The following is a 21729-nucleotide window of genomic DNA, read 5'->3' on the forward strand; positions in this document are numbered from 1 at the left end:
ATATGGCCCAAGTGGTGCCGCCAACCGGCCAAATCCACCCGAGATGTGCGAAATATGGCCCAAGTGGTGCCGCCAACCAGCCAACTCTCTCGAACCTGCATGTCACATCTACAGCCGCGTCAAACTCATCTAGAGGATGGCCTCTAGCGAACGCGCCGCTTGGTTTTGCCCACGAACGACTGGACCGTGCGGAACAGCTTTTCGCGCGCCTCTCTGTTGCGGAGCAAGTAAGCAGCCCCCATTCCGAGGGCGGACATCAGCATACGTTTTCTCATCTGTTTTCCCCTCCTCCCGACTTATCGTTGCATCCTCTTACTGTGCGTCATCGTATAGTAGATTATACCCGTCTGCGGCAACGCGAAACATCGCATCACTGGCAGACCAGGAGGCTGTAATGGAATGGGTCGCAGACGAACGATCTGGTATACTTAGAGGCATATGTAATCTGTGCAGAGAGGACGATGGGGATGGACAACTTTGTAATTGGTATTATAGTCTTGCTGTTGGTGGGCGTGCTATATTATTCGTTCGCCAAACGTCAGCAATCGGAGGGGAAGCGGGATGTCTTCCCGGCCCATAAGCCGCCGACTGGCTTGGGAGTAAGGCCTGAGCATCCAGCCTATGCGGCGGCGCAGCGACTGGAGGATGCGATACCGGCTGACTACGAGCAGCGGGTCAAGGAGCGGATGCAGCAGCGCTACCCCGAGCTGAGCGACCGGGAGTGGGCATGGCGCTGGCACGAGATGAAACGCTTCCTGCTGATGGCGGGGCTGCTCAATCGGGTCGAGATGTACAGTGCCAAGGTCGACGAGGTGTGGCATGAGATGCTGATGTTTACGCGGGAGTATCAGACGATGTGCGAGCGATTTTGCGGTCGGACGATCCACCACGCGCCCCATGCTGCGGCGACATCTGGCGCTGATCTTCAGCCAGCGTCAGAGCGTGCTTGGTTCGACTGGGTGTACAGCGAGCTGTTCGGTCCGAACCAGCCGGGCGCGCAGCTATGGGGAGCGATGTACCGGACGCCTATGTCGCCGGAACTCCTGGAGCTGCTCCGACAGCCCGATGAGGCGGCAGCGCGGCGGCAGCTGTTCCAGATCGGCGATACGTCGGCGTCGGATGCCCTGACCAATGCCAGAGAGGGGCTGCTGCAGCAGGCGAGAGCGCAACTGACGACGGCAGAGGAGCTGGCAGCTCGCGGCGAACGGCGTTATGACGGCGTCACGGGGGATGCGGCCAACTGGTCGCTGCTGGGCGGCACGCTTATGCTCGCATCGATCGCCATGCCCGACCGCATGGAGGAAGCGATGCGCGAGGCGGGCCTCGAGCAACAGCGTCACTCTTTCACAGGCAGCAGTTGCGGCTCGGCGGTCGGTGGCGGGGACAGCCGCGACAATCGCGATGGCGCAGACGACCATGGCGGACATGCGGGACGCCACGGTGGAGACAGCCATAGCCATCATGACAGCTCAGGCGACCACGGCGGCGGGGACAGCGGCAGCAGCGGAGACAGCGGCGGCGGCTCTTCCTGCAGCTCGTGCAGCTCCTGTAGTTCATAATCGTTTTTTGCTCGGGCGATTGTGACAAGCTTGTTGTGCACAGACTGCTGCACAATGCTATAATATACAAGGCTCTGAGTACGTAAGACAGATTTCAATGATTCGGCTAGGAGGATCCCCGATGAGTAAACTGGTGGTCTGCGACCATCCCCTGATTCAACATAAGCTTACTTTTATTCGAAACAAAGATACCAATACGAAGGACTTCCGCGAGCTGGTCGATGAGGTAGCCACGCTGATGGCCTACGAGATCACCCGTGATCTGCCGCTGCAGGAGATCCAGGTGCAGACGCCGGTTGCGACGGCCACCGCCAAGGTTGTCTCTGGACGAATGATCGGTCTGGTGCCGATCCTGCGCGCGGGGCTCGGCATGGTGGAGGGCATCCTGAAGCTGATCCCGTCTGCCAAGGTTGGGCATATCGGCCTGTTCCGCAATCCCGAGACGCTGGATGCGGTGGAGTATTACCTGAACCTGCCGACCGACGCCAAGGACCGGATGCTGATCGTCATCGACCCGATGTTGGCGACCGGCAATACAGCGATCAAGGCGATCGATTCGCTCAAGAAAAATAACTGTACGCAAATTCGTCTGATGTGCCTGATCGCATCGCCGGAGGGTGTCCGCGCGGTGCAAGAGGCGCATCCTGATGTAGACATCCATGTCGCCGCCGTCGACGAGAAGCTTGACGATCACGGCTATATCGTGCCAGGTCTCGGCGATGCCGGGGACCGCATCTTCGGTACGAAGTAGAATTTTTCATGCGGAGCAAGAATATGGAATAGGAGGCGACCCCTCGTGAGCAAAATAAAGGTAATGACGATCTTCGGCGTACGTCCGGAGGCGATCAAGATGGCGCCGCTCATCCTGGAGCTGCAGCGTCACCCCGAGCAGATCGAATCGATCGTCTGCGTAACGGCGCAGCATCGGAAGATGCTCGACCAGGTGCTGGAGGTATTCGACATCCATCCCGACTACGATCTCGATGTGATGAAGGATCGCCAGACGCTGCAGGAGATTACTATCCGCGTGCTGCAGGGGCTCGAGCCTGTACTGCGCGAGGCGCAGCCGGATATCGTGCTGGTGCACGGCGATACGCTGACGACCTTCCTTGCCAGCTATGCGGCTTTTATGCAGCAGATCAAGGTCGGTCATGTCGAGGCTGGCTTGCGCACCTGGAACAAGCTCTCCCCATATCCGGAGGAGATGAATCGCCAGCTCACAGGCGTGCTGGCCGACTTGCACTTCTCCCCGACGTCGCTGTCGGCGGATAACCTGCGCAAGGAGAACAAGCGCGAGGACGACATCTATGTCACCGGCAACACGGTGATCGATGTGTTCCGTTACACGGTCAAGGACGACTTCGCGCATCCTGTGCTGGACTGGGCCAAGGGCAAGCGCCTCATCTTGATGACGGCGCATCGTCGGGAAGCGCAGGGCGAGCCGCATCGCCAGATCTTCCGCGCGGTGAAGCGGATCGCCGACGAATTCGACGATGTCGCGATCGTCTATCCGGTCCATCTCAGCCCCGCAGTCAAGGAGCCGGCAGAGGAGATCCTTGGCGGACATGAGCGGATCCGGCTGATCGATCCGATGGATGTCGTCGAGCTGCACAACTTCTATCCGCATACCCATCTGATCCTGACGGACTCGGGCGGCTTGCAGGAGGAGGCGCCGTCCTATGGCGTGCCTGTCCTGGTGCTGCGCGATACGACAGAGCGCCCGGAGGGCATCGGCGCCGGCACGCTGCGTCTGGTCGGCACGGAGGAGGAGGAGGTATACGCCGCCGCCCGTCAGCTGCTGACAGATCGCGAGGCGTACGAGGCGATGAGCCAGGCGGCCAATCCTTACGGCGATGGCCGCGCCTCCGAACGGATCGTGCAAGCGATCCTGCATCACTTCGGGCGCACGGCTGACCGGCCCGAGCCGTTCCAAGCTTAGCTAGCCAGTGAGCGAGGGGGGGGACGCCGAGGTCCCCCCAGTCTGCGAGTGGCGTGGGTGGGCAAGAAACTTTCGTTAGAGCATCGAGAGGCGGTCAATTCGGTGCGGTAGGGAAAGAAACTTTCGTTGGAGTGTGCCCGAGCGAGCGCCTCAGCCGAGCGCCGAGGGCTTGAGCGCGGGCGTCGGCGGTCCGCCTGGCGGCGTTGCCAGACCCCCTTTCGAATAGAGCGCTTGCATCGTTCTCCGACCATTCCAAGAGCACTTATCAGGCTTTGCAGCGTACAGTTCCCGCCCGCAACATACAGCGTACAGTGGCACTGTATGGTTGTGGATGCTTGAGAATCCAGTATTATCAAGGGTTTTCGGTTTTTCGTTCACTAAATGTTTGAATTTATATTGATTGACAAACCTTGCGTCGCTTCGATAAAATATATGAGGATTGACAGGGGTATAAGCCATGACGAAGAAGAGCAATCTGGATAGTCCGTGGCGCGCGGCCGGTCTGGTCGGCGCGATGGGACTTGATGTCGCGATTTGCATTTGCTTGGGTTATGTTGTCGGGGACAAGCTGGGGTCCGTCATTACGGGCGTGCTTGTTGGTCTGGCAGTCGGTCTGTACACCTGCGTACTGCTGGTCAAGAGAGTATTGGGGGACACCGATGGATGAACTTTTGAGGCGTGCAATCCGCTCCGCTCTTTTTTTTGCGTCAGGGTGTTTGTTAGCCTGGATCGTTGTGCCGGAAGGCAGGACGGTTGCGGCGGGTCTGATACTTGGCGTGTTGGCGAGCATTATGAATGCGCTTATGCTCAAGCGGCGCATTTTGTTCCTGGAGCACGCGATGAGCGAGGAGCGTCCCCGCAAGCGTTTGGGGATCGGCATGGGAGCCCGCTTTGCGATGGTTCTCGTCGTCGTTATGCTCGCGCTTCGCTTTCCGGAGCAGCTGAATTTGCCAGCCGCATTGTTTGCGAGCTTTTATGTCCAGTTCGCAGTTTTGGTGGCAGCTTTTCTGAACAACCTGCGTGAGTCCAGAGGAAAGGGGTGAAATTACTGCATGCATTTATTTCCGATCGTTGAGATCCAAGGGCTGCGTTTCGACCTGTCGGCGATTGCATCCATCCTCGTCTCGTGTATCGTTGTATTCGTCTTTGCGCGTGTAGCCGTCAGCAATCTGTCGGTCCACAATCCGTCCAAGCTGCAGAACTTCGTGGAATGGATTATCGACTTCGTGCACAGCACGATTGCCAGCACAATGCCGCTTCAGAAGGCCAAGAAGTTCGTCATGCTCGGCCTGACGCTTATCTTGTTCATCTTCGTGTCGAACGTTCTCGGGTTGCCGCTCGGGGTCATCACCGAAGTCAGAGAAGATTATCACGGCTCTGTCGAGTTCCTCGGGATGGAGATCATCTCCGCCGATGCTGTAGAGCAGGCGCATGCCGATCACAAGCATCTCGCGATTGCTTGGTGGAAATCGCCTACGGCCGATATCGCTGTAACGTCCGGTCTGGCGCTCGTCGTATTCTTCCTGATCCACTATCTCGGCATTCGGATGAATACGAAGCATTACTTCAAGCATTACCTGGAGCCGTTCCCGATCTTCCTGCCGCTTAACTTGCTCAAGACGGTGACCAAGCCGATGACGCTTGCTTTGCGTCTTTATGCCAACATCTTTGCGGGCGAGGTTCTGATCTCGACCATTCTGATGCTGAGCTGGATTGGTTTGCCGCTGATGGCAGTGTGGCAAGGCTTCAGTATTTTCGTAGGCGGCATTCAAGCCTTCCTGTTTACGATTCTGACGATGGTGTACATCGCCGAATCGATCGTACATGAGGAACATTAACCACCAAATGAACCCGGTAAACGCTGCTTCAATGGCGCCGCTCCGGGAGCATGATACACAAGCACAACCAAAATAAACCAAGCAATCCCTTAAGGAGGATATTCAAAGATGGAGTTTTTGGATGCAGCAATCGTAATCGGTTTGGGCGCAGTGGGCGCTGGTTTTGGTAACGGTATGATCGTCAGCAAAACAGTAGAAGGTATCGCTCGTCAGCCTGAGGCGAAATCCGCACTGCAAACAACCATGTTCATCGGTGTTGGTATCGTCGAGGTTGTGCCGATTATCGGCGTCGTTCTCGGTTTCCTGATTTTCTTCACCTAATAATCGAATCCATCATATCCAGGCGGGGAAGCGTCAGCCTCCACGCCTTCGTTATGATTCGGGCTTATGCGCCCACAGGAAACCATACGTGCGAAAGGAGTGTCATCCGTGGATTTTGTATGGACAAATACAGTCATTATGATCCTTGCTTTTATCGGGTTGTACTGGCTGCTTAGCAAATATGCATTCGGCCCTCTGATGAGTGTGATGGAGAAGCGCAGAGAGCTGATCCAGGAGCAAATCACCACCGCCGAGCAGAACCGCACCCAAGCCGAGCAACTGCTGTCGGAACAACGTCAACAGCTCGATCAGGCGCGCAAGGATGCTTACGAGATCATCGAGCAATCGAAGACGACCAGCACCAAGCAAGCGACCGAGATTATCAACACGGCCAAAGCGGAAGCAACTCGTCTGAAAGAGGAAGCAACCAAGGATATCGAGAGTGAGAAAAACAAAGCGATCGCTTCGCTGCGCGGCGAAGTGGGCGAGCTGTCGGTGAAGATTGCCTCGAAGATCATCGAGAAGCAAGTCGACAGCAAGTCGCAAGAGCAACTGGTTAACCAATACCTCAAAGAGGTAGGAGGCCGACCATGAGCCGCGAAGCCGTAGTCGCCAAACGCTATGCGGCGGCGTTGTTCGAGCTGGCGCAGCAGCAGCAAGCCATTGCCGCTGTCGAGGATCAGCTCAAGCTCGTCGTCGAGGCTGTGCAGAGCGACGCGGAGATCGGCAAGTTCCTGTCGAGCCCGAATATCGGGAGCGATCAGAAGCTGGCGATCCTGAAGCAAGCGCTCAGCAGCCATGTATCGGAGCTCGTGCTGGACACGGTGGCGCTCTTGATCGCTCGCCGTCGTCAGGGCATGCTGCAGGATGTCTATGAAGCTTATACCCGCGTAGCCGGAGACCAGCTCGGTCAGGCCCGCGCGACCGTCTATACGGCTCAGGAGCTGTCTGCAGATGAGCTGAAGAGCGTCGAAGCGCAATTCGGCAAGTTGCTCGCCAAGCAGGTCGTGGCGCAGCAAGTGCTCGAGCCTTCTTTGCTGGGCGGCATCCAGGTGCGGATCGGCGATCGTCTCTATGACGGCAGTCTGTCCGGCAAGCTGGCTCGCCTTGAGAAAACGTTGAAATCCAAAGCATTGTAGATAGGGGTGAACGAATTGAGTATCAGACCTGATGAAATCAGCACGCTGATTAAACAACAGATCGAACAATATAAATCCGATATCCAAGTCGTTGATGTCGGCACAGTCATCAACGTCGGTGACGGGATCGCCCGTGTGCATGGCCTCGAGAACGCGATGGCCGGAGAATTGCTCGAGTTCGCCAACGGCGTAGTGGGCATGGCGCTCAACCTGGAGGAGAACAACGTCGGTGTCGTAATCCTCGGACCGTATACCGACATTCGTGAGGGTGACCAGGTCAAGCGTACTGGACGGATCATGGAAGTACCAGTCGGCGAAGCATTGCTCGGCCGCGTCGTCAACCCGCTGGGCCAGCCGCTTGACGGCAAGGGCGATATCGCGACAACCGAATTCCGTCCTGTCGAGTCTCCGGCTCCGGGCGTTATCGACCGTAAATCGGTTCACGAGCCGATGCAGACCGGGATCAAAGCGATCGACGCGATGGTGCCGATCGGCCGCGGTCAGCGCGAGCTCATCATCGGCGACCGCCAGACCGGTAAGACGGCGATCGCGATCGATACGATTATTAACCAAAAAGGCAATGGCATGAAGTGTATCTACGTAGCGATCGGTCAGAAGCAATCGACCGTAGCTAACGTTGTGGAAACGCTGCGTCGTCATGGCGCGATGGACTACACCATCGTTGTTACTGCCGCTGCATCCGAGCCTTCGCCGCTCCTGTTCCTGGCGCCATACGCCGGCTGTGCGATGGGCGAATACTTCATGTACAAGGGTGAGCATGTCCTCGTTATCTATGATGACTTGACCAAGCAAGCTGCGGCCTACCGCGAGCTGTCCTTGCTCCTCCGTCGTCCTCCGGGCCGCGAAGCTTACCCGGGCGACGTCTTCTACCTGCACTCCCGCTTGCTGGAGCGCGCAGCCAAGCTGAGCGACGAGTTGGGCGGCGGCTCGCTGACGGCGCTGCCATTCATCGAGACGCAAGCATCCGACGTATCGGCATATATCCCGACCAACGTCATCTCGATTACAGACGGCCAGATCTTCCTGGAGTCGGACCTGTTCTACTCCGGTCAGCGCCCGGCGGTTAACGTCGGTATCTCGGTATCCCGGGTCGGCGGCTCCGCCCAGATCAAGGCGATGAAGAAGGTAGCCGGTACGCTCCGTCTGGACCTCGCGGCCTACCGCGAGCTGGCAGCATTCTCCCAATTCGGCTCCGATCTGGACAAGTCCACCTTGGCTCGTCTGAACCGTGGCGCGCGTACGCTCGAGATCTTGAAGCAAGGCGTCAACCAGCCGATGCCGGTTGAAAAGCAAGTCGTCAGTATTTTTGCTGCCGTCAAAGGCCACCTCGACGACATCGCTGTCGATTCGATCCTGCGCTTCGAGAGCGAGTTCCACTCGTACCTCGAATCCAACCAACCGGAGATTCTGACCTCCATCCGCGACACCAAAGAGATCACCTCCGACAACGAGAAAGCTCTGGTCGACGCGATCAACAAGTTCAAACGCAGCTTTGCCTAAGCAAAGCTCGATATAGATGGCTCTACCCTCGCTCCGGCGCTGCCGGAGGGGGTGTCCTACCTAGTACAGGACCAACACCAGGCTTTGGAGTGCGCTCGTCGGAGTGCCCCTCGCGGGCAGATGGCGTCCGTGCGCTCTACGGCAACAAAGGCGGGTGAAACGATTGGCAAAAGGCATGCGCGATATCAAACGCCAGATCAAAAGCGTTCAAAATATGAAGCAGATCACCAAAGCGATGGAGATGGTCGCTGCGGCGAAGCTGAGACGCGCGCAAGAGGCGGCCGAAGCGGCACGTCCTTACGCCGACAAGCTGAAGGAAGTAGTGGCGAGCATCGCGGCCGGCACGAAGGATGTCAAGCATCCGATGCTGGAGACGCGGCCGATCAAAAAGGTCGGTTATCTCGTCATTACGTCTGACAAGGGTCTGGCGGGCGGCTACAACGCGAACGTGCTTCGCAAAGTGACGCAGACGATCCTGGCGCGGCATAAATCGCAGGATGAGTATGAGTTGTTCGTCATCGGCCGGAAGGGCCGCGATTACTTCCGTCGGCGCAACATGCGCGTCATGGAAGAGATCACGGGTCTGCCGGATATGCCGACCTTCGCGGACATCAAGGCGATCGCCTATACAGCGGTCAAAAAGTACGAAGAGGGCGCATATGACGAGTTGAACCTGTTCTACAACCAGTTCGTCAATGCGATGACGCAGATCCCGACGGAGAAACGTCTGTTGCCGCTCGACGATGTCGGCGGCGAGGCGAGCGTGGCCAGCTACGAATACGAGCCTTCTCCGGAAGGCGTGCTCGAGGTGCTGCTGCCGAAGTATGCGGAGACGTTGATCTACAGCGCGCTGCTCGACGGCAAGGCGAGCGAGTTCGGGGCCAAGATGACGGCAATGGGCAGCGCGTCCACGAACGCATCGAAGATGATCTCCGGGCTGACGCTGACGTACAACCGTGCGCGGCAGGCGGCCATTACGCAAGAAATTTCCGAGATTGTGGCAGGTGCGAACGCCCAATCGTAACAACGGATGCACTTATAGAAGGAACCAGGAGGGAAAAACATGAAAAAAGGACGCGTTGTATCCGTCATGGGTCCTGTTGTCGACTTGGCATTCGAACGTGGACAACTGCCTGAGATCTTGAATGCAGTCAAGGTCAAATATGACGGCGGTGCTACCGGCAAGGACATCGACCTGACGCTGGAAGTAGCGGTTCACCTCGGCGACAACATGGTCAGAGCGGTAGCGATGAGCTCCACTGACGGTCTGGTGCGCGGCGCCGAAGTTATCGACACCGGTGCGCCGATCACAATCCCTGTAGGCGCGGCTACGTTGGGACGGGTCTTTAACGTACTGGGCGAGCCGATCGACCAGGCGGGCGAAGCGGTATCGGAGGTTAACCTGCCGATTCACCGTCCGGCCCCGACGTTCGACGAGCTGTCGACGCAAGCCGAGATCCTCGAGACAGGGATCAAGGTTATCGACCTGTTGGCCCCTTATGTGAAGGGCGGTAAGATCGGTCTGTTCGGCGGCGCGGGCGTCGGCAAGACGGTTACGATCCAGGAACTGATCAACAACATCGCGCAGGAGCATGGCGGGATCTCCGTATTCGCTGGCGTCGGCGAGCGTACGCGCGAAGGCAACGACTTGTATCACGAGATGAAGGATTCGGGCGTTCTGCCGAAGACCGCGATGGTATTCGGTCAGATGAACGAGCCACCGGGCGCACGTCAGCGGGTAGCCCTGACGGGTCTGACGATGGCGGAGTACTTCCGCGATACCGAAGGCAGAGACGTACTGCTGTTCGTCGACAACATCTTCCGTTTCACGCAAGCGGGCTCCGAGGTATCGGCCCTGCTCGGACGTATGCCGTCCGCGGTAGGTTACCAGCCGACACTCGCAACTGAGATGGGTCAGCTCCAGGAGCGGATCACCTCGACCAAAAAAGGCTCCGTTACGTCGATCCAAGCGATCTACGTTCCTGCGGATGACTATACTGACCCGGCTCCTGCGACGACGTTTGCCCACTTGGACGCAACGACGAACCTCGAGCGTAAAATTTCCGAGATGGGGATCTTCCCGGCGGTAGACCCGCTGGCATCCTCTTCCCGTATCCTGTCGCCAGAGGTTGTCGGCCAGGAGCACTATGATGTCGCGCAAGGCGTCAAGCGCCTGCTGCAACGCTACAAAGAGCTGCAAGACATCATCGCGATCCTCGGTATGGACGAGCTGTCCGAAGAGGACAAGGTGACCGTTGCTCGGGCGCGGAAGATTCAGCGCTTCCTGTCGCAGCCATTCCACGTGGCGGAGCAGTTCACCGGCATCAAGGGCAAATACGTAGCGGTTCAAGATACCGTTCGCAGCTTCAAAGAGATCCTCGACGGCAAGCATGACGAGCTGCCAGAAGCAGCGTTTATGTATGTTGGCACGATTGAAGAGGCCGTGGAGAAAGCCAAAACGCTGTAAAGCGAAAGGCAGGAGGATTTCACATGAGCACCTTTTTACTGGAAATCGTAACGCCTGAGCGTAAGGTATACGCTCAGGAGGTTAATATGGTGATCGTACGCGGCATCCAGGGCGAGCTGGGCATCATGCCTGGGCATATCCCGCTCGTGACGCCGCTGCAGATCGGCCCGCTGCGGGTAAAGAACGGCAGCCAGGAGAGCATCATCGCGGTCAACGGCGGCTTCGTCGAGGTGCGCAAGGACAAGGTCGTCGTCCTGGCGGAGAGCGCTGAGCTGCCGTCGGATATCGACCCTGAGCGCGCCCAGGCGGCCAAGCAGCGCGCCGAGCAGCGTCTCTCCGGCAAAGGCGGCGACACCGATCGCAAGCGCGCCGAGCTGTCGCTCCAGCGTGCGATCAACCGTCTCGAGGTCAAGCAAGGCTTTGGTTCGCACCACTAAGTTTGATCTCGCAAGGCACAAGCGGCACAGGATTTTCCTGTGCCGCTTATTTAATTGGAGGTGTTGGTGATGGTGTTCATAATTAGTCCTGTTGGAATTTTATTTTTTGTAGCACTCATTATTCTAATGGTGGGTTTCATTTATTTCATCCGCAGACGTTAGGTTAAACCGGCGGTGTGCAGATCGCATCAAGCCCGGTTTACATGGCCTTTCGACCTAGAACGAACACTCTTATTCGGAAATTCGACAAGATATGTAAATGATTGCGCTTTAAAATGTGAGGAATAGCATTATTTTTGAAAAAATATAGTTTTAAGGTCCCATTCTCCTTGATTTTATGTTATATTAACGAACATACAGATAACATAACCGTAGGGGTGGGGATGGAAATGTTCGATTGGCTCGGATTTCGCAAGGGGCTGCCGCTCTGGTGGTCCTACAGGTTGAACCGTCATCGAAAGTCAGATGTGGAGCAGGTGTTCGAGGGGTTCGCCGATACCCGCAAGCATCTGTTGATCTCCTGGACCGAGGAATATTGGGGCCATCTGGATCGACTAAGCTTCCATCTCAAGGACAAGCTGTCCGCGTCCGACACCGCACCCTTCCGCCAGCACCTCACCACGACCTACACCCGAGCGGTTGATTGTAGCGAAATTTTCGTACTGGCCCCAGATGGCCGTGTCATCAGCTCCACCTACCCGGCACATGTCGGAGTCTTCCACGACGATACGAGTCCAATCGCCGCCGGTCTGGCCTATGCCAGACAACGAGGAGGACAGAAGTGTCTATTCGGGCCGTATCCCGATCCGCAGACGCTTGCGATCGGGCCGCGCTCCTCAGCATTCCACGACAAGATGACAGTTATGTTCATCCTGCCGCTCGTGGAGGACGGCGCATACTGCGGAGCGATCTGCGGCCGCGTCCCGAACGACGTGCTCGGCGATCTGATCCAGCGCGAGTCTGGACACGTCTATCCCGACTCCGGCGATAACTACCTGTTCATGGCCAAGCCGCAGCTCCAAACCCATATCGTACCGGGTACGGCGCTCTCGCGCAGCCGCTTCGAGGATCATACGTTCACGCATGGGGAGAACCTGAAGGACGGCGTAACGACCGATTGGGGCGTCGTCTCTGTGAAGGAGCATACCGAGCTCGAGATTCTGTTCACCGACCCGGCTACAGGCGAGCTGCATCCGGGCGTAGCCAACACGATCCGCAATGGCAGCAATCTGTTCGTCGAGTTCCCCGGCTATTCCGACTATCGTCATATTCCCGTCATCGGCAAGGGCGTCACGTTCCAGCTCCCGCACTGCCCGGATGTGTGGGGGATGATGTGCGAGGGCGATCTCGAGGAGGTCTATCGGCTGCGCAGCATCCGCTGGCAGACGCTCAAGATGAATCTGCTGCTGCTGGTCACGCTCAGCCTGCTGGGCGGACTGCTCGTCTACTTGCTCGCGGCGCAGCTCTCTCCGCTACTGTTGGCGCTGTCTACGGTCGGTCTGCTGCTGGCGGCGGGGGGCGTCGGCATCGCGATCATCCAGTCGCGGGGCAGCGGCAGGGTCGTCGCTCAGCTCGATGAGCTCCACCGCTTCATCCGCATCAACGCCGAAGGGCAGGGCGATCTGACACAGCGGCTGTCGACTCGGAATTACGGCAACGACGAGATCCGCGAGCTGGCCAAATGGATCAACAACATGATCGACTCGCTCGAGGGCATCATGCTCCAGGTGAAGCTGGCCGCCAAAGACGTCATGTCCAGCCAGCATGAGCTGAATGAGACAACCGATATGACCGCAGGCTCTACGGAACGGGTAAGTCAGCGCGTCCATGATATGATCCGCAGTATCCGCCGTCAGCTTAAGGACATCGACCACGCGAAGGAAGCGGCCGACCAGATGCGCGAGACGCTGCGCGTCCTAGAGCAGCAGGCATCGGAGCAGATCGCGATGGCTCAGGGCGAGGTGGAGCGAATCGGCGGCAAGATGGGTCAGATCTCCAGCAAGGTGGAGGAGACGAACGGTACGATCCGCGCCTTTATGGATACGACGCAGGAGATCCGCAGCGTGCTCGGCGTCATCGAGCAGATCTCGGCGCAGACTCATCTGCTGGCGCTCAATGCCTCGATCGAGGCGGCGCGGGTCGGCGAGCACGGTCGAGGCTTCGCTGTGGTAGCCTCCGAGATCCGCAAGCTGGCGGATATGACACGCACGTCGACCGAGGAGGTACACGGGATCGTGCAGAACATCCACGCCAACGCGCAGCAAGCGTTCGCCTCGATGGAGGAAGGAACGCTGGTCGTCAGCGAGGGCACGGCGCTCGTCTCGGCCGCATCCGAGATGCTGGCCAGCGCCAAGGAGGAGGATCTCCAGAAAAACCAGGTGATTGACCAGGTCGTATTGCTGATGGAGAAAATCGCGGCGGTCAGTATGGAGAATCGGACGATCTCGACCGAGGTGGAGGGCAAGGTGCAGGAGCTGATCTCGGAGTTCGCCGGCGTACGCGACACGTCCAATCACGTCGAGGCGATCACCGCATTCCTGCAGCAGCTGGTCAGTCAGTTCCAACTGACGGAAGCGAGGCGGCGGTAAACGAGCTGCCCAAGTCGTCAGAGTTGTCCAAGCCGCCATAGATACCCTAGCCGTTCCCCGGATGACAGCAACACGGGGGGCGGCTTTTTGCATGGTGAGGCGCAGCAGTTGCTCGTTTCACAGAATTCTCATCTGGTGCTTGCCTCGGGGGAGTAGAAAAGCTAAGCTAGTAAAGGATTAATTATTTGATAAAGGACGGTAACCCGATCCATGCCTAAAAAAATGAAGTGGGGTATTCGCTCCAAAATCGTCGTTGGCTACACCGTGGTGATCCTCTTTTTGACGGTCGCGATTCTGGTCGTTGGCGGACAACTGACCGCGCTTCAAAAGGAAATCGACTTTATTGCGGACCATGATATCGAAGTGCATGATCTGACCAACCGCCTCGAGCGGCATCTGCTCAATCTGGAGACGGGCCAGCGCGGATATATCATCACCGGTCGCAACAGCTATCTGGAGCCGTACAACCGTTCCAAGTCCAACTGGGAACAGGACTACAATCTGCTCCGGTCGTTGATCGGCGACAACGAGAAGCAGCAGATTACGCTGGATGCGATTAAAGCTACCTTCGTCGAATGGATCAGCACAGTAGGCGATCCGAGCATCTCACTCAAGGAGCAGCGAAATGAGGACGCAGTAGCCAGCTTTTTCGTGACGGACCCCGGCAAGCGCATCGTCGATCAATCGCGCGAGAAGTTCAGCAGCTTCCGCGCGGAGGAGCGCGCCCTGACGACAGAGCGCACGGACAATCTGCGGGAGCAGAACCTGTGGCTGCAGGTGATGCTCTACTCGTCTCTGCTGATCGTCGCCGGCATCGCGCTCATGATTGCCTTTACGGTATCGGGCAGCATCGTGCGGGCGATCCGCGACATCAACGGGGCGATCCGAATGATTGCATCACCTGAGGGAGATATGAGCCAACGGATCGAGGTCAATACGCGAGACGAGATCTACGAGCTATCGATCGCGACCAATGCCTTGCTGGACAACGTCGAGCAATCGCAATGGCTGCAAGCCAAGGTGACGGAGCTGATCAGCGAGCATCAGAGCGAGACGGATATCGGCGGCTTGTCCGAATCGTTCGTCACGCGGCTGTCGGAGCTGCTCGAAGCGGCTTATGGCGTACTATATCTGCGCAAGCGGGGCAAGCATGGCGAGGACATCATGGTCCGCCAGGCCGGCTACGCCCTTGCTTCCAGCACGAAGGTGCAGAGCGAATTCGCCATGGGCGAAGGGCTCGTGGGGCAAGCGGCCAAGGACAACCGGATCTTCCAGCTGTCCGACGTGCCGCCGGACTACTATGCGGTCGCCTCGGGACTCGGGCAATCGCAGCCGCAGCATCTGATCATTGCGCCATCCAGCTTCGAGCATGAGGTCGTCGCCGTCATCGAGCTGGCTTCCTTCTCGCCATTTGGAGAGCAGCAGCGGGAGCTGCTCGTGAAGACGATGGAGACGTTCGGCGCGATCATCAACAGCGCGGTCAGTCGTCAAGAGATTGAGACGCTGCTGCAGGAGTCGCAGACGCTCACCGAGGAGCTGCAGTCGCAATCCGAGGAGCTGCAAGCGCAGCAAGAGGAGATGCGGGTGACGAATGAGCAGCTCGAGGAGCAGAATCGTCTCGCCGAGCTGCGCTCGCAGGAGCTTGAACGGATCCGCGAGGCGCTGGAGACGAATGCAGAACAGCTCAAGCAGAGCTCGCGCTACAAATCGGAGTTTCTGGCTAATATCTCGCATGAGCTGCGTACGCCGCTCAACAGCATGCTGATCCTCTCGCAGATCCTCTCGGAAAACCAGAACGGCCATCTCGACAAGGATGAGCAAAAATATGCGAGCGTCATCCATTCGGCGGGCGAGGATCTGCTCAGTCTGATCAATGATATTCTCGACCTGTCGAAGGTCGAGGCGGGCAAGCTGGATATTGTAATGGAGGAGATGAGCATCTCGGAGCTGGCCGCATTGCTCAGGCATCAGTTCGAGAAAACGTCCGAGCAAAAGGGGCTTGACTTCCATGTGGAGATCGCGCCGGATACGGACGAAATTTTCTACACCGATAGCCAGCGGCTGCATCAAATTATGAAAAACCTGCTCTCCAATGCCTTCAAATTTACGGACCAGGGCGAGGTCGCCTTGACTGTCCGCAATGCGTCAACCGAAGAGATTAACGAACACTTGCCTGCCCAGGACGGGGCCAGCGTGCTGGCGCTCAGCGTCGTCGATACAGGCATTGGGATTCCTAAAGAAAAGCAGGCGATCATCTTTGAGGCGTTCCAGCAGGCTGACGGAACGACGAGCCGCAAATACGGCGGCACCGGACTAGGCCTCTCGATCTGCCGTGAGCTGACTGCGCTGCTCGGCGGCAAGCTGACGGTCGAGAGTCGGCCGGATGAGGGCAGCGTGTTTACCGTTTACGTACCTAATATGAATCCTGGAGAGCCATTGCCTGCCGCGCTTGCGGCACATCGGGAGCTCGACACGGCGCAGTGGGGGGCAGCTGCCGCGAGCCAGCCGGAGGACGAACGGAGACAGACGCAGGAGAGTCGCTCCCCAGCAGAGCTAGAGGAGGCGGAGGAGCTGACTGCGCTTGGCGGCCAAGAGGTGCTGATCGTCGACGACGACGAGCGCAACATCTTTGCTCTGACCAACTCGCTGGAGCGGGAAGGTCTGCGCGTTCATACCGCTCGCAATGGAGAAGAAGCGCTGCAGGCGCTTGAGACCGAGCCTGGCATCGCGCTAGTGCTGATGGATATTATGATGCCTGTCATGGACGGTTATACCGCGATTCGCAAGATCCGGGATAATCCGCAGTACAGCGAGCTGCCGGTAATCGCGCTCACAGCCAAGGCGATGAAGGAGGACCGCGATCGTTGTCTGGAGGCAGGCGCCTCTGATTATATCAGCAAGCCGGTCGATCTGCGCAGGCTGTTGTCGATGATCCGGGTCTGGCTCTCCAAGCAGGCCGGTCGATGAACGGTTCGAGCGCCGATATCCCCCAGGATTGCACCAAGCTGGAGCAGTTGGAGCTGGAGCTGCTGCTTGAGGGCTTGTATCGTCTGTACGGCTACGATTATCGTCATTATGTACGCAGCTCCGTGGCGCGCCGGGTCAGGTCCAGGCTCGCCGCCGAGCGGCTGCCGACGATTACGGCGCTGTTGGAGCGGGTGCTGCACGACCCCGAGGCGGCCAAGCGGCTCATGAACGATTTTTCGATTCCGGTCACGGAGATGTTCCGCGACCCTTTGTTTTTCTATGCCTTTCGGACGAAGGTGGTCCCGATCCTGCAGCGGCTGCCGGAGGTGCGTATCTGGCATGCCGGCTGTTCGAGCGGCGAAGAGGTGTACTCAATGGCGATGGTGCTGGAGGAAGAGGGGCTGTTGGCGAAGACGAAGATTTACGCCACGGATATTAATGAATCGATGCTGGAGCGGGCGCGCGAAGGCGCGTTTCCGCTCAATCGGATGCAAGCGTACACGACGAATTATATTCGCTCCGGCGGACAGCGAGAGTTTTCTTCTTATTATGACAGCGACCAGGTCTATGCTTACTTTTGTCCCTCGCTTATCCGCAACACCTTGTTTTTCCATCATAATCTGGTGACGGATCGGTCGTTTAATGAATTTCATGTCATCCTCTGCCGCAACGTCTTGATCTATTTTGATCTCGAGCTGCAGTCGCATGTGCATGACCTGTTCCATGACTCGCTGGCCCCTGGGGGCATCCTGGCGCTGGGCAGCAAGGAGTCGCTCATGCTCACTCGGCATCGGCAGTATTACATCGATCTGGACCCGCAACAGAAGATCTATCAGGCGCGCAAAGCGCAGTGAATAAACGGCGAGCCGTCTAGCGCATCCTAATTCTGAACTGTTTGAGCCATTGCCTGCAAGGGTAATGTCAACTCAGAATGAATAAATCAGAATGAATAAAAAGGAGTGCGATGGATTATGGCAACAAAAGCGCCAAGCAAAAAATCCCAAGCCACCGAAGTTATCGATCATCTCAACAAACAGGTAGCTAACTGGAGCGTCATGTATATGAAGCTTCATCATTTTCACTGGTACGTGAAGGGGCCGAACTTTTTTGCCCTCCATGTGAAGTTCGAGGAGCTGTATAACGAGGCAACGCTTATCCTGGACGAGCTCGCGGAGCGCGTGTTGACGATCGGCGGCAGCCCGGTATCGACACTCAAGGAGCATCTGTCGTTGTCGTCGATCAAGGAAGCGACAGGCCGCGAGAAGGATGCCAATGCGATGGTCCAGGCGATCATCGATGATTATACCGTCTTGGCCGAGGAGTGCCGCGCGGGAGCAGAGCTGGCCGAGAAAGCCGGCGACGAGCCAACGGCGGACATCCTGATCGGACGGACCGAGTCGGTCGAGAAGACGATCTGGATGCTGAAGGCTGTACTGGGCTAAGCCTCATTACAAAAAAGGACCGCTGCTGGCGGTCCTTTTTGGAGGGCGCGCGAGTCTCTTGCATCCGCCTGATTGCAGGAGTTGGGCGAACAGTAAGCGTTATAGGACCAGGGATGGGGAGGCAAAACTGGACCTCGGTCGAGGGCGAAAACTGGACCTGAAGCACCTTCCGGCGGGCGGGATTGTCGGGTAGCATGATACTACTAGATAGCTAACTCTACACAAAGGATGTGTTACTTATGAAAAAACAACGTTGGCTTGCTGGCGTAGCCTTGGCCTTGATGGTCGCTCTGAGCGCATGCGGCAATAGCGATCAAGCGCCGGAAGAGAAGCCGGATAATACAGCCCCAGCCACAAATGAGCAGGGCACGGGCAATGTCGACCCAGACAAAAACCAAAACGATCCTGCAAATAATTCAAGCAACGCCGACCCTGAGACGTCGAGCGAGCTGCCAGCCAACCTGCCGTCGGATTTCCCGCTGCCGGAGGATGCGAAGGTCACGACCGCTACTTCTGGCGAGAATGAGGGCAAGAAAAACGCAATGATCATTTTTACGACCGAGCAGGATATGAAGCAGGTTACGTCTTTGTACAAAAAATACTTTGAATCGAAGTTGTCGTCAGACAGCCAATTGATCGACGAAAAAAACATCGTCTTCCAGGGGACCGATACCGAAACCGGCGATAGCTGGTCCATGATCGGCGGCCTTATGGCCAGTCAAGAGGGTGTCATCGAGTTAACTGTGACATGGGCGGAAAATTAGTTTGCAGCCCTTATTAACTGAGAGCAAAGCCTTGCGCAAAGCGGCCTCCGCTAAACACGCAAGGCTTGTTTTTTGTCCGATATACAGGGGCAGATGTACGAAATAAGATGAATGCGCTTTAAAAATAGGCAAAAAGTCCCTTTCTCTGTCGATAAAAAGGAGTTCGGCAGGTTCAGATCGAAATAAACATGTATCTTCTAAACCTAAATAAAGGGTTACGACAAACGATGACCATACATAGCCAGGAGAGCACAAACATGCCGCAGGATGCGGCTCTTATAGCGTCGAAGCTGCATAGCCGCAATCGGCGCATCGCTAGGCGGCGCCTCTGGCGCGGTCTGTTGCTGTGTGCGATAGCAGCGGCGCTGCTCTTGACGGCCTTGCAGCCTCAGAGCTTGTCGTCGGAGCCTCGGTCGATGAGGTTGGCAGGGGTTATAGCTGCTGCGGACGAGCCGGGCAGCTGGCTGCTCAAGTGGCGCGATGGCACCCCGCAGCCCTTGCCGTCCGGAACCGTGCTGGTCGGTCGGCAGCAGGAGCTGTCGATTGATATCGTGCAGCCGCTGCGACAGACTGATCCGGGGCGTTGGCTGGCGGAGCTGCGCGCCATGCCGGAGATCGAGTATGTGCATCCCAACGGCAAGGTGCGGACGCTGGCTGACCCAGCGATGAGCGACCCCGAGCTGGCCAAGCAACTGCATCTCGACCCGATCGGGGTCAAGAAGGTATGGGAGAGCGGCTATACGCGCTCCGATCTGACGATCGCTATCGTCGATACAGGCGTCGATCTGCAGCATCCGGACTTGATCGGCAATCTGGTCGAAGGTGTCAATCTGATCAAGCCGGGATCACCGCCACAGGACGACAACGGTCATGGCACAGGGGTAGCGGGTGTGCTCGCTGCGGTCGGTAATAATGGTCAAGGCGTCTCGGGCATCGTCCAGCACGCCCGGATCATGCCGATCAAAGCGCTCGATTACGAAGGCTACAGCGAGGAAGACCGACTGGGGGAGGGCATCCTGTACGCGGTCCGCAACGGCGCCAAAATCGTCGTCCTCTCGGTCGGGCTGTACCGGTATTCTCCTTATATGCGCGATATCGTCGCGCTCGCCGAGAGCAAGGGTGTACTGCTCGTGGCAGCCACCGGCAACGACGGCCTGCTGCTGGGCGACAAGGCTGCTGTGAAATACCCGGCTGCCTATCCGACGGTGCTGGCGGTGGGCGGCGCCACGGCTGACAATCAACCCGAGCCCCGCTCCAACCCGGGACCGGAGGTCGACGTGGCTGCGCCATGGCGCGTCTATACGACCAAGCTGGGCGGCGGCTACAAGTACGATGAAGGCACCTCTCTGGCAGCCCCGCAGGCGGCGGGGGTCGCGGCGTTGCTCTGGGCCAAGTATCCGGAGCTGAAGCCTTATCAGGTGCGAGAACGTCTGCGCGAGTCTGCTCAGGATATCGGAGCGGCGGGCTGGGACCCGGCGACGGGTTATGGCTTGCTGCGAGCCGATCAGGCGTTGACCGGGCGCGGGCGATCCGATGGGGCTGAGCCCAATAACACGATGGCTGCGGCCTATCCCTATCCCCTTCATTCCCAGAGGAGCGGCTCGCTCGACGGCGGGGCGGATCGCGATTGGTATGTGCTCGACGCGCCATACGACGGCAAGCTGTCGTTTCTGTTCCAGGGACTGATCGAACCGGGAGAGCCGATGCCGCCTGTCGTGATCAGCCATGTCGCAGCGGATGGCAAACGGACGGAGGAACGGATCAAAATCGGCACCAAGTCGGCGGAATTTTCGGTCCAAAAGGGGAAAAACTATATCGAGCTGAAGCTGGAGGACGGCGCCTCCAAAAGCGCGCTCCCCTATCTCGCAACCTCCGACTTCCGAATGGCGCCAGATCCCTACGAGGTGAATGACAAAAGCTATCAGGCGTCTACGCTGAAGCCGCAGAGCCAGGCGATTACCGGCAACTTCCACCAGACGGGCGATCATGACTGGTTTGTCGTCACGTTCACGCAAGGGGGCAAGCTGCGGCTGAAGCTGTCGACCGATACGGTACGCATCGACCCGCGCATCGCGATCCAGCGCGCGGGCGACCCGCTGCTGACGATCGACGAGCGAGGCGACGGACAGGATGAGGAGTCGCCTTCGCTGACGATTACGCCAGGCAAGTACTACATCCGTGTCGACAATGCCGCAGCCGCCGAAGCGAGCCCGGTCGTTGGCACGTATACGCTGGACTTCGACTACCTGACCGCTTACGACGACCCGAACGAGCCGAATAATCGGGCCTATGAAGCGACGACCGTGCGGCCAGGCTCCGAGTACATCGGTGTCATCCATAAGAGCTCGGACGAGGATTGGTTCCAGCTTCGGCTCCAGGCAGAGAGCGTGCTGGACCTCCGGGTCGAGGACATCCCGCCTTCCCGGTCCGTGCGACTCGATCTGTACGATCGTTCCCAGCGGTCGATAGCTTCGGCGAAGTCGAGCGCCGAAAGACTGACGATGGAGCAGCGGCTGCAGGCGGGGCTCTATTATGTTAAAATTTCAGCTGATGCTGCATTTACTCATCATTATTACCGATTAATAATACAACAGGATGAACTGGTCGGCGGCTTCCGGGACATCAGCGGGCACTGGGCAGCCGATGCGATCGTCGCGCTCCGTAAGGAAGGCATCGTGAGCGGCTAAAGCGACGATCGCTTCAAGCCGGGCGAGCAGGCGACGCGCGCCCAAGCGGTGGCGATGCTG

20 protein-coding genes are annotated in these 21729 nt (G+C 57.9%); 19 read left to right on the forward strand and 1 reads right to left on the reverse strand.

Annotation, left to right across the window (positions count from 1 at the left end):
- Positions 1-143: 143 nt before the first annotated feature.
- Entirely contained in the window at positions 144-275 is a 132-nt protein-coding gene (locus PA598K_RS37965; RefSeq protein ID WP_260405409.1) for a hypothetical protein, read from the reverse strand.
- Between the two features lie 192 nt (positions 276-467).
- On the opposite strand from PA598K_RS37965, the gene PA598K_RS14310 reads away from it, so the two are divergent.
- The 19 genes from PA598K_RS14310 (at position 468) to PA598K_RS14400 (ending at position 21669) form a co-directional block, all read left to right on the forward strand.
- Positions 468-1559 carry a hypothetical protein gene (locus PA598K_RS14310; RefSeq protein ID WP_128657621.1) on the forward strand — a complete coding sequence of 364 codons (1092 nt, stop codon included), beginning with the start codon at positions 468-470 and terminating at the stop codon, positions 1557-1559.
- A 121-nt stretch (positions 1560-1680) separates the two neighbouring features.
- Complete coding sequence (gene upp, locus PA598K_RS14315; protein WP_128657622.1) at positions 1681-2310, forward strand: uracil phosphoribosyltransferase; 630 nt, start codon at positions 1681-1683, stop codon at positions 2308-2310.
- Positions 2311-2355: 45 nt separating this feature from the next.
- Positions 2356-3498 carry a non-hydrolyzing UDP-N-acetylglucosamine 2-epimerase gene (wecB, locus tag PA598K_RS14320; protein ID WP_128657623.1) on the forward strand — a complete coding sequence of 381 codons (1143 nt, stop codon included), beginning with the start codon at positions 2356-2358 and terminating at the stop codon, positions 3496-3498.
- A 457-nt stretch (positions 3499-3955) separates the two neighbouring features.
- Positions 3956-4165 (forward strand): hypothetical protein, encoded by a 210-nt coding sequence (locus tag PA598K_RS14325; RefSeq protein WP_128657624.1) that lies wholly within the window; start codon positions 3956-3958, stop codon positions 4163-4165.
- Positions 4158-4541, forward strand: coding sequence for an ATP synthase subunit I (locus PA598K_RS14330; RefSeq protein ID WP_128657625.1), 384 nt, complete (start codon positions 4158-4160; stop codon positions 4539-4541). Before PA598K_RS14325 ends, PA598K_RS14330 begins: the two co-directional genes overlap by 8 nt.
- A 9-nt stretch (positions 4542-4550) precedes the next feature.
- Positions 4551-5336, forward strand: a complete 786-nt coding sequence (gene atpB / locus PA598K_RS14335; protein ID WP_128657626.1) for a F0F1 ATP synthase subunit A — start codon at positions 4551-4553, stop codon at positions 5334-5336.
- A 108-nt stretch (positions 5337-5444) separates the two neighbouring features.
- A complete protein-coding gene (atpE, locus tag PA598K_RS14340) occupies positions 5445-5657 on the forward strand; it encodes a F0F1 ATP synthase subunit C (RefSeq protein ID WP_128657627.1) in 213 nt (70 codons plus the stop codon).
- Between the two features lie 108 nt (positions 5658-5765).
- Positions 5766-6251 (forward strand): F0F1 ATP synthase subunit B, encoded by a 486-nt coding sequence (gene atpF / locus PA598K_RS14345; RefSeq protein ID WP_185601964.1) that lies wholly within the window; start codon positions 5766-5768, stop codon positions 6249-6251.
- A complete protein-coding gene (locus tag PA598K_RS14350; RefSeq protein ID WP_128657628.1) occupies positions 6248-6796 on the forward strand; it encodes a F0F1 ATP synthase subunit delta in 549 nt (182 codons plus the stop codon). The genes atpF and PA598K_RS14350 overlap by 4 nt, the downstream gene beginning before the upstream one ends.
- A gap of 15 nt (positions 6797-6811) precedes the next feature.
- Positions 6812-8317, forward strand: a complete 1506-nt coding sequence (atpA, locus tag PA598K_RS14355; RefSeq protein ID WP_128657629.1) for a F0F1 ATP synthase subunit alpha — start codon at positions 6812-6814, stop codon at positions 8315-8317.
- A gap of 163 nt (positions 8318-8480) precedes the next feature.
- On the forward strand, positions 8481-9341 hold the full coding sequence (gene atpG, locus PA598K_RS14360) for an ATP synthase F1 subunit gamma (protein WP_128657630.1): 861 nt from the start codon (positions 8481-8483) through the stop codon (positions 9339-9341).
- A 39-nt stretch (positions 9342-9380) separates the two neighbouring features.
- The gene (gene atpD / locus PA598K_RS14365) at positions 9381-10784 is read left to right on the forward strand and encodes a F0F1 ATP synthase subunit beta (RefSeq protein WP_128657631.1); all 1404 of its coding nucleotides are present in this window, start codon (positions 9381-9383) and stop codon (positions 10782-10784) included.
- Positions 10785-10807: 23 nt separating this feature from the next.
- Positions 10808-11221, forward strand: a complete 414-nt coding sequence (locus PA598K_RS14370) for a F0F1 ATP synthase subunit epsilon (protein ID WP_128657632.1) — start codon at positions 10808-10810, stop codon at positions 11219-11221.
- A 389-nt stretch (positions 11222-11610) separates the two neighbouring features.
- A complete protein-coding gene (locus PA598K_RS14375) occupies positions 11611-13809 on the forward strand; it encodes a methyl-accepting chemotaxis protein (protein WP_128657633.1) in 2199 nt (732 codons plus the stop codon).
- 210 nt (positions 13810-14019) lie between these two features.
- Positions 14020-16776, forward strand: coding sequence for a CHASE3 domain-containing protein (locus PA598K_RS14380; RefSeq protein WP_128657634.1), 2757 nt, complete (start codon positions 14020-14022; stop codon positions 16774-16776).
- Positions 16773-17630 (forward strand): CheR family methyltransferase, encoded by an 858-nt coding sequence (locus PA598K_RS14385; RefSeq protein WP_128657635.1) that lies wholly within the window; start codon positions 16773-16775, stop codon positions 17628-17630. Before PA598K_RS14380 ends, PA598K_RS14385 begins: the two co-directional genes overlap by 4 nt.
- A gap of 117 nt (positions 17631-17747) precedes the next feature.
- The gene (locus tag PA598K_RS14390; RefSeq protein WP_128657636.1) at positions 17748-18218 is read left to right on the forward strand and encodes a Dps family protein; all 471 of its coding nucleotides are present in this window, start codon (positions 17748-17750) and stop codon (positions 18216-18218) included.
- A gap of 239 nt (positions 18219-18457) precedes the next feature.
- Positions 18458-18982, forward strand: a complete 525-nt coding sequence (locus PA598K_RS14395; protein WP_128657637.1) for a hypothetical protein — start codon at positions 18458-18460, stop codon at positions 18980-18982.
- 416 nt (positions 18983-19398) lie between these two features.
- Positions 19399-21669, forward strand: coding sequence for a S8 family peptidase (locus PA598K_RS14400; RefSeq protein ID WP_185601965.1), 2271 nt, complete (start codon positions 19399-19401; stop codon positions 21667-21669).
- Positions 21670-21729: the final 60 nt, after the last annotated feature.

Origin of the sequence: Paenibacillus sp. 598K, from assembly GCF_003851045.1 — a bacterium.
Lineage (GTDB): Bacteria > Bacillota > Bacilli > Paenibacillales > Paenibacillaceae > Paenibacillus_D.

Bases quoted from the DNA above. Each gene is read 5' to 3' on its own strand.
- PA598K_RS14330 (WP_128657625.1), top strand. From the start codon at position 4,158: ATGGATGAACTTTTGAGGCGTGCAATCCGCTCCGCTCTTTTTTTTGCG.
- PA598K_RS14375 (WP_128657633.1), top strand. From the start codon at position 11,611: ATGTTCGATTGGCTCGGATTTCGCAAGGGGCTGCCGCTCTGGTGGTCC.
- PA598K_RS14310 (WP_128657621.1), top strand. From the start codon at position 468: ATGGACAACTTTGTAATTGGTATTATAGTCTTGCTGTTGGTGGGCGTG.
- PA598K_RS14400 (WP_185601965.1), top strand. From the start codon at position 19,399: ATGAGGTTGGCAGGGGTTATAGCTGCTGCGGACGAGCCGGGCAGCTGG.
- PA598K_RS14325 (WP_128657624.1), top strand. From the start codon at position 3,956: ATGACGAAGAAGAGCAATCTGGATAGTCCGTGGCGCGCGGCCGGTCTG.
- upp (WP_128657622.1), top strand. From the start codon at position 1,681: ATGAGTAAACTGGTGGTCTGCGACCATCCCCTGATTCAACATAAGCTT.
- atpD (WP_128657631.1), top strand. From the start codon at position 9,381: ATGAAAAAAGGACGCGTTGTATCCGTCATGGGTCCTGTTGTCGACTTG.
- PA598K_RS14385 (WP_128657635.1), top strand. From the start codon at position 16,773: ATGAACGGTTCGAGCGCCGATATCCCCCAGGATTGCACCAAGCTGGAG.
- PA598K_RS14380 (WP_128657634.1), top strand. From the start codon at position 14,020: ATGCCTAAAAAAATGAAGTGGGGTATTCGCTCCAAAATCGTCGTTGGC.
- atpE (WP_128657627.1), top strand. From the start codon at position 5,445: ATGGAGTTTTTGGATGCAGCAATCGTAATCGGTTTGGGCGCAGTGGGC.
- PA598K_RS14370 (WP_128657632.1), top strand. From the start codon at position 10,808: ATGAGCACCTTTTTACTGGAAATCGTAACGCCTGAGCGTAAGGTATAC.
- PA598K_RS14395 (WP_128657637.1), top strand. From the start codon at position 18,458: ATGAAAAAACAACGTTGGCTTGCTGGCGTAGCCTTGGCCTTGATGGTC.
- atpB (WP_128657626.1), top strand. From the start codon at position 4,551: ATGCATTTATTTCCGATCGTTGAGATCCAAGGGCTGCGTTTCGACCTG.
- PA598K_RS14390 (WP_128657636.1), top strand. From the start codon at position 17,748: ATGGCAACAAAAGCGCCAAGCAAAAAATCCCAAGCCACCGAAGTTATC.
- PA598K_RS14350 (WP_128657628.1), top strand. From the start codon at position 6,248: ATGAGCCGCGAAGCCGTAGTCGCCAAACGCTATGCGGCGGCGTTGTTC.
- PA598K_RS37965 (WP_260405409.1), bottom strand. From the start codon at position 275: ATGAGAAAACGTATGCTGATGTCCGCCCTCGGAATGGGGGCTGCTTAC.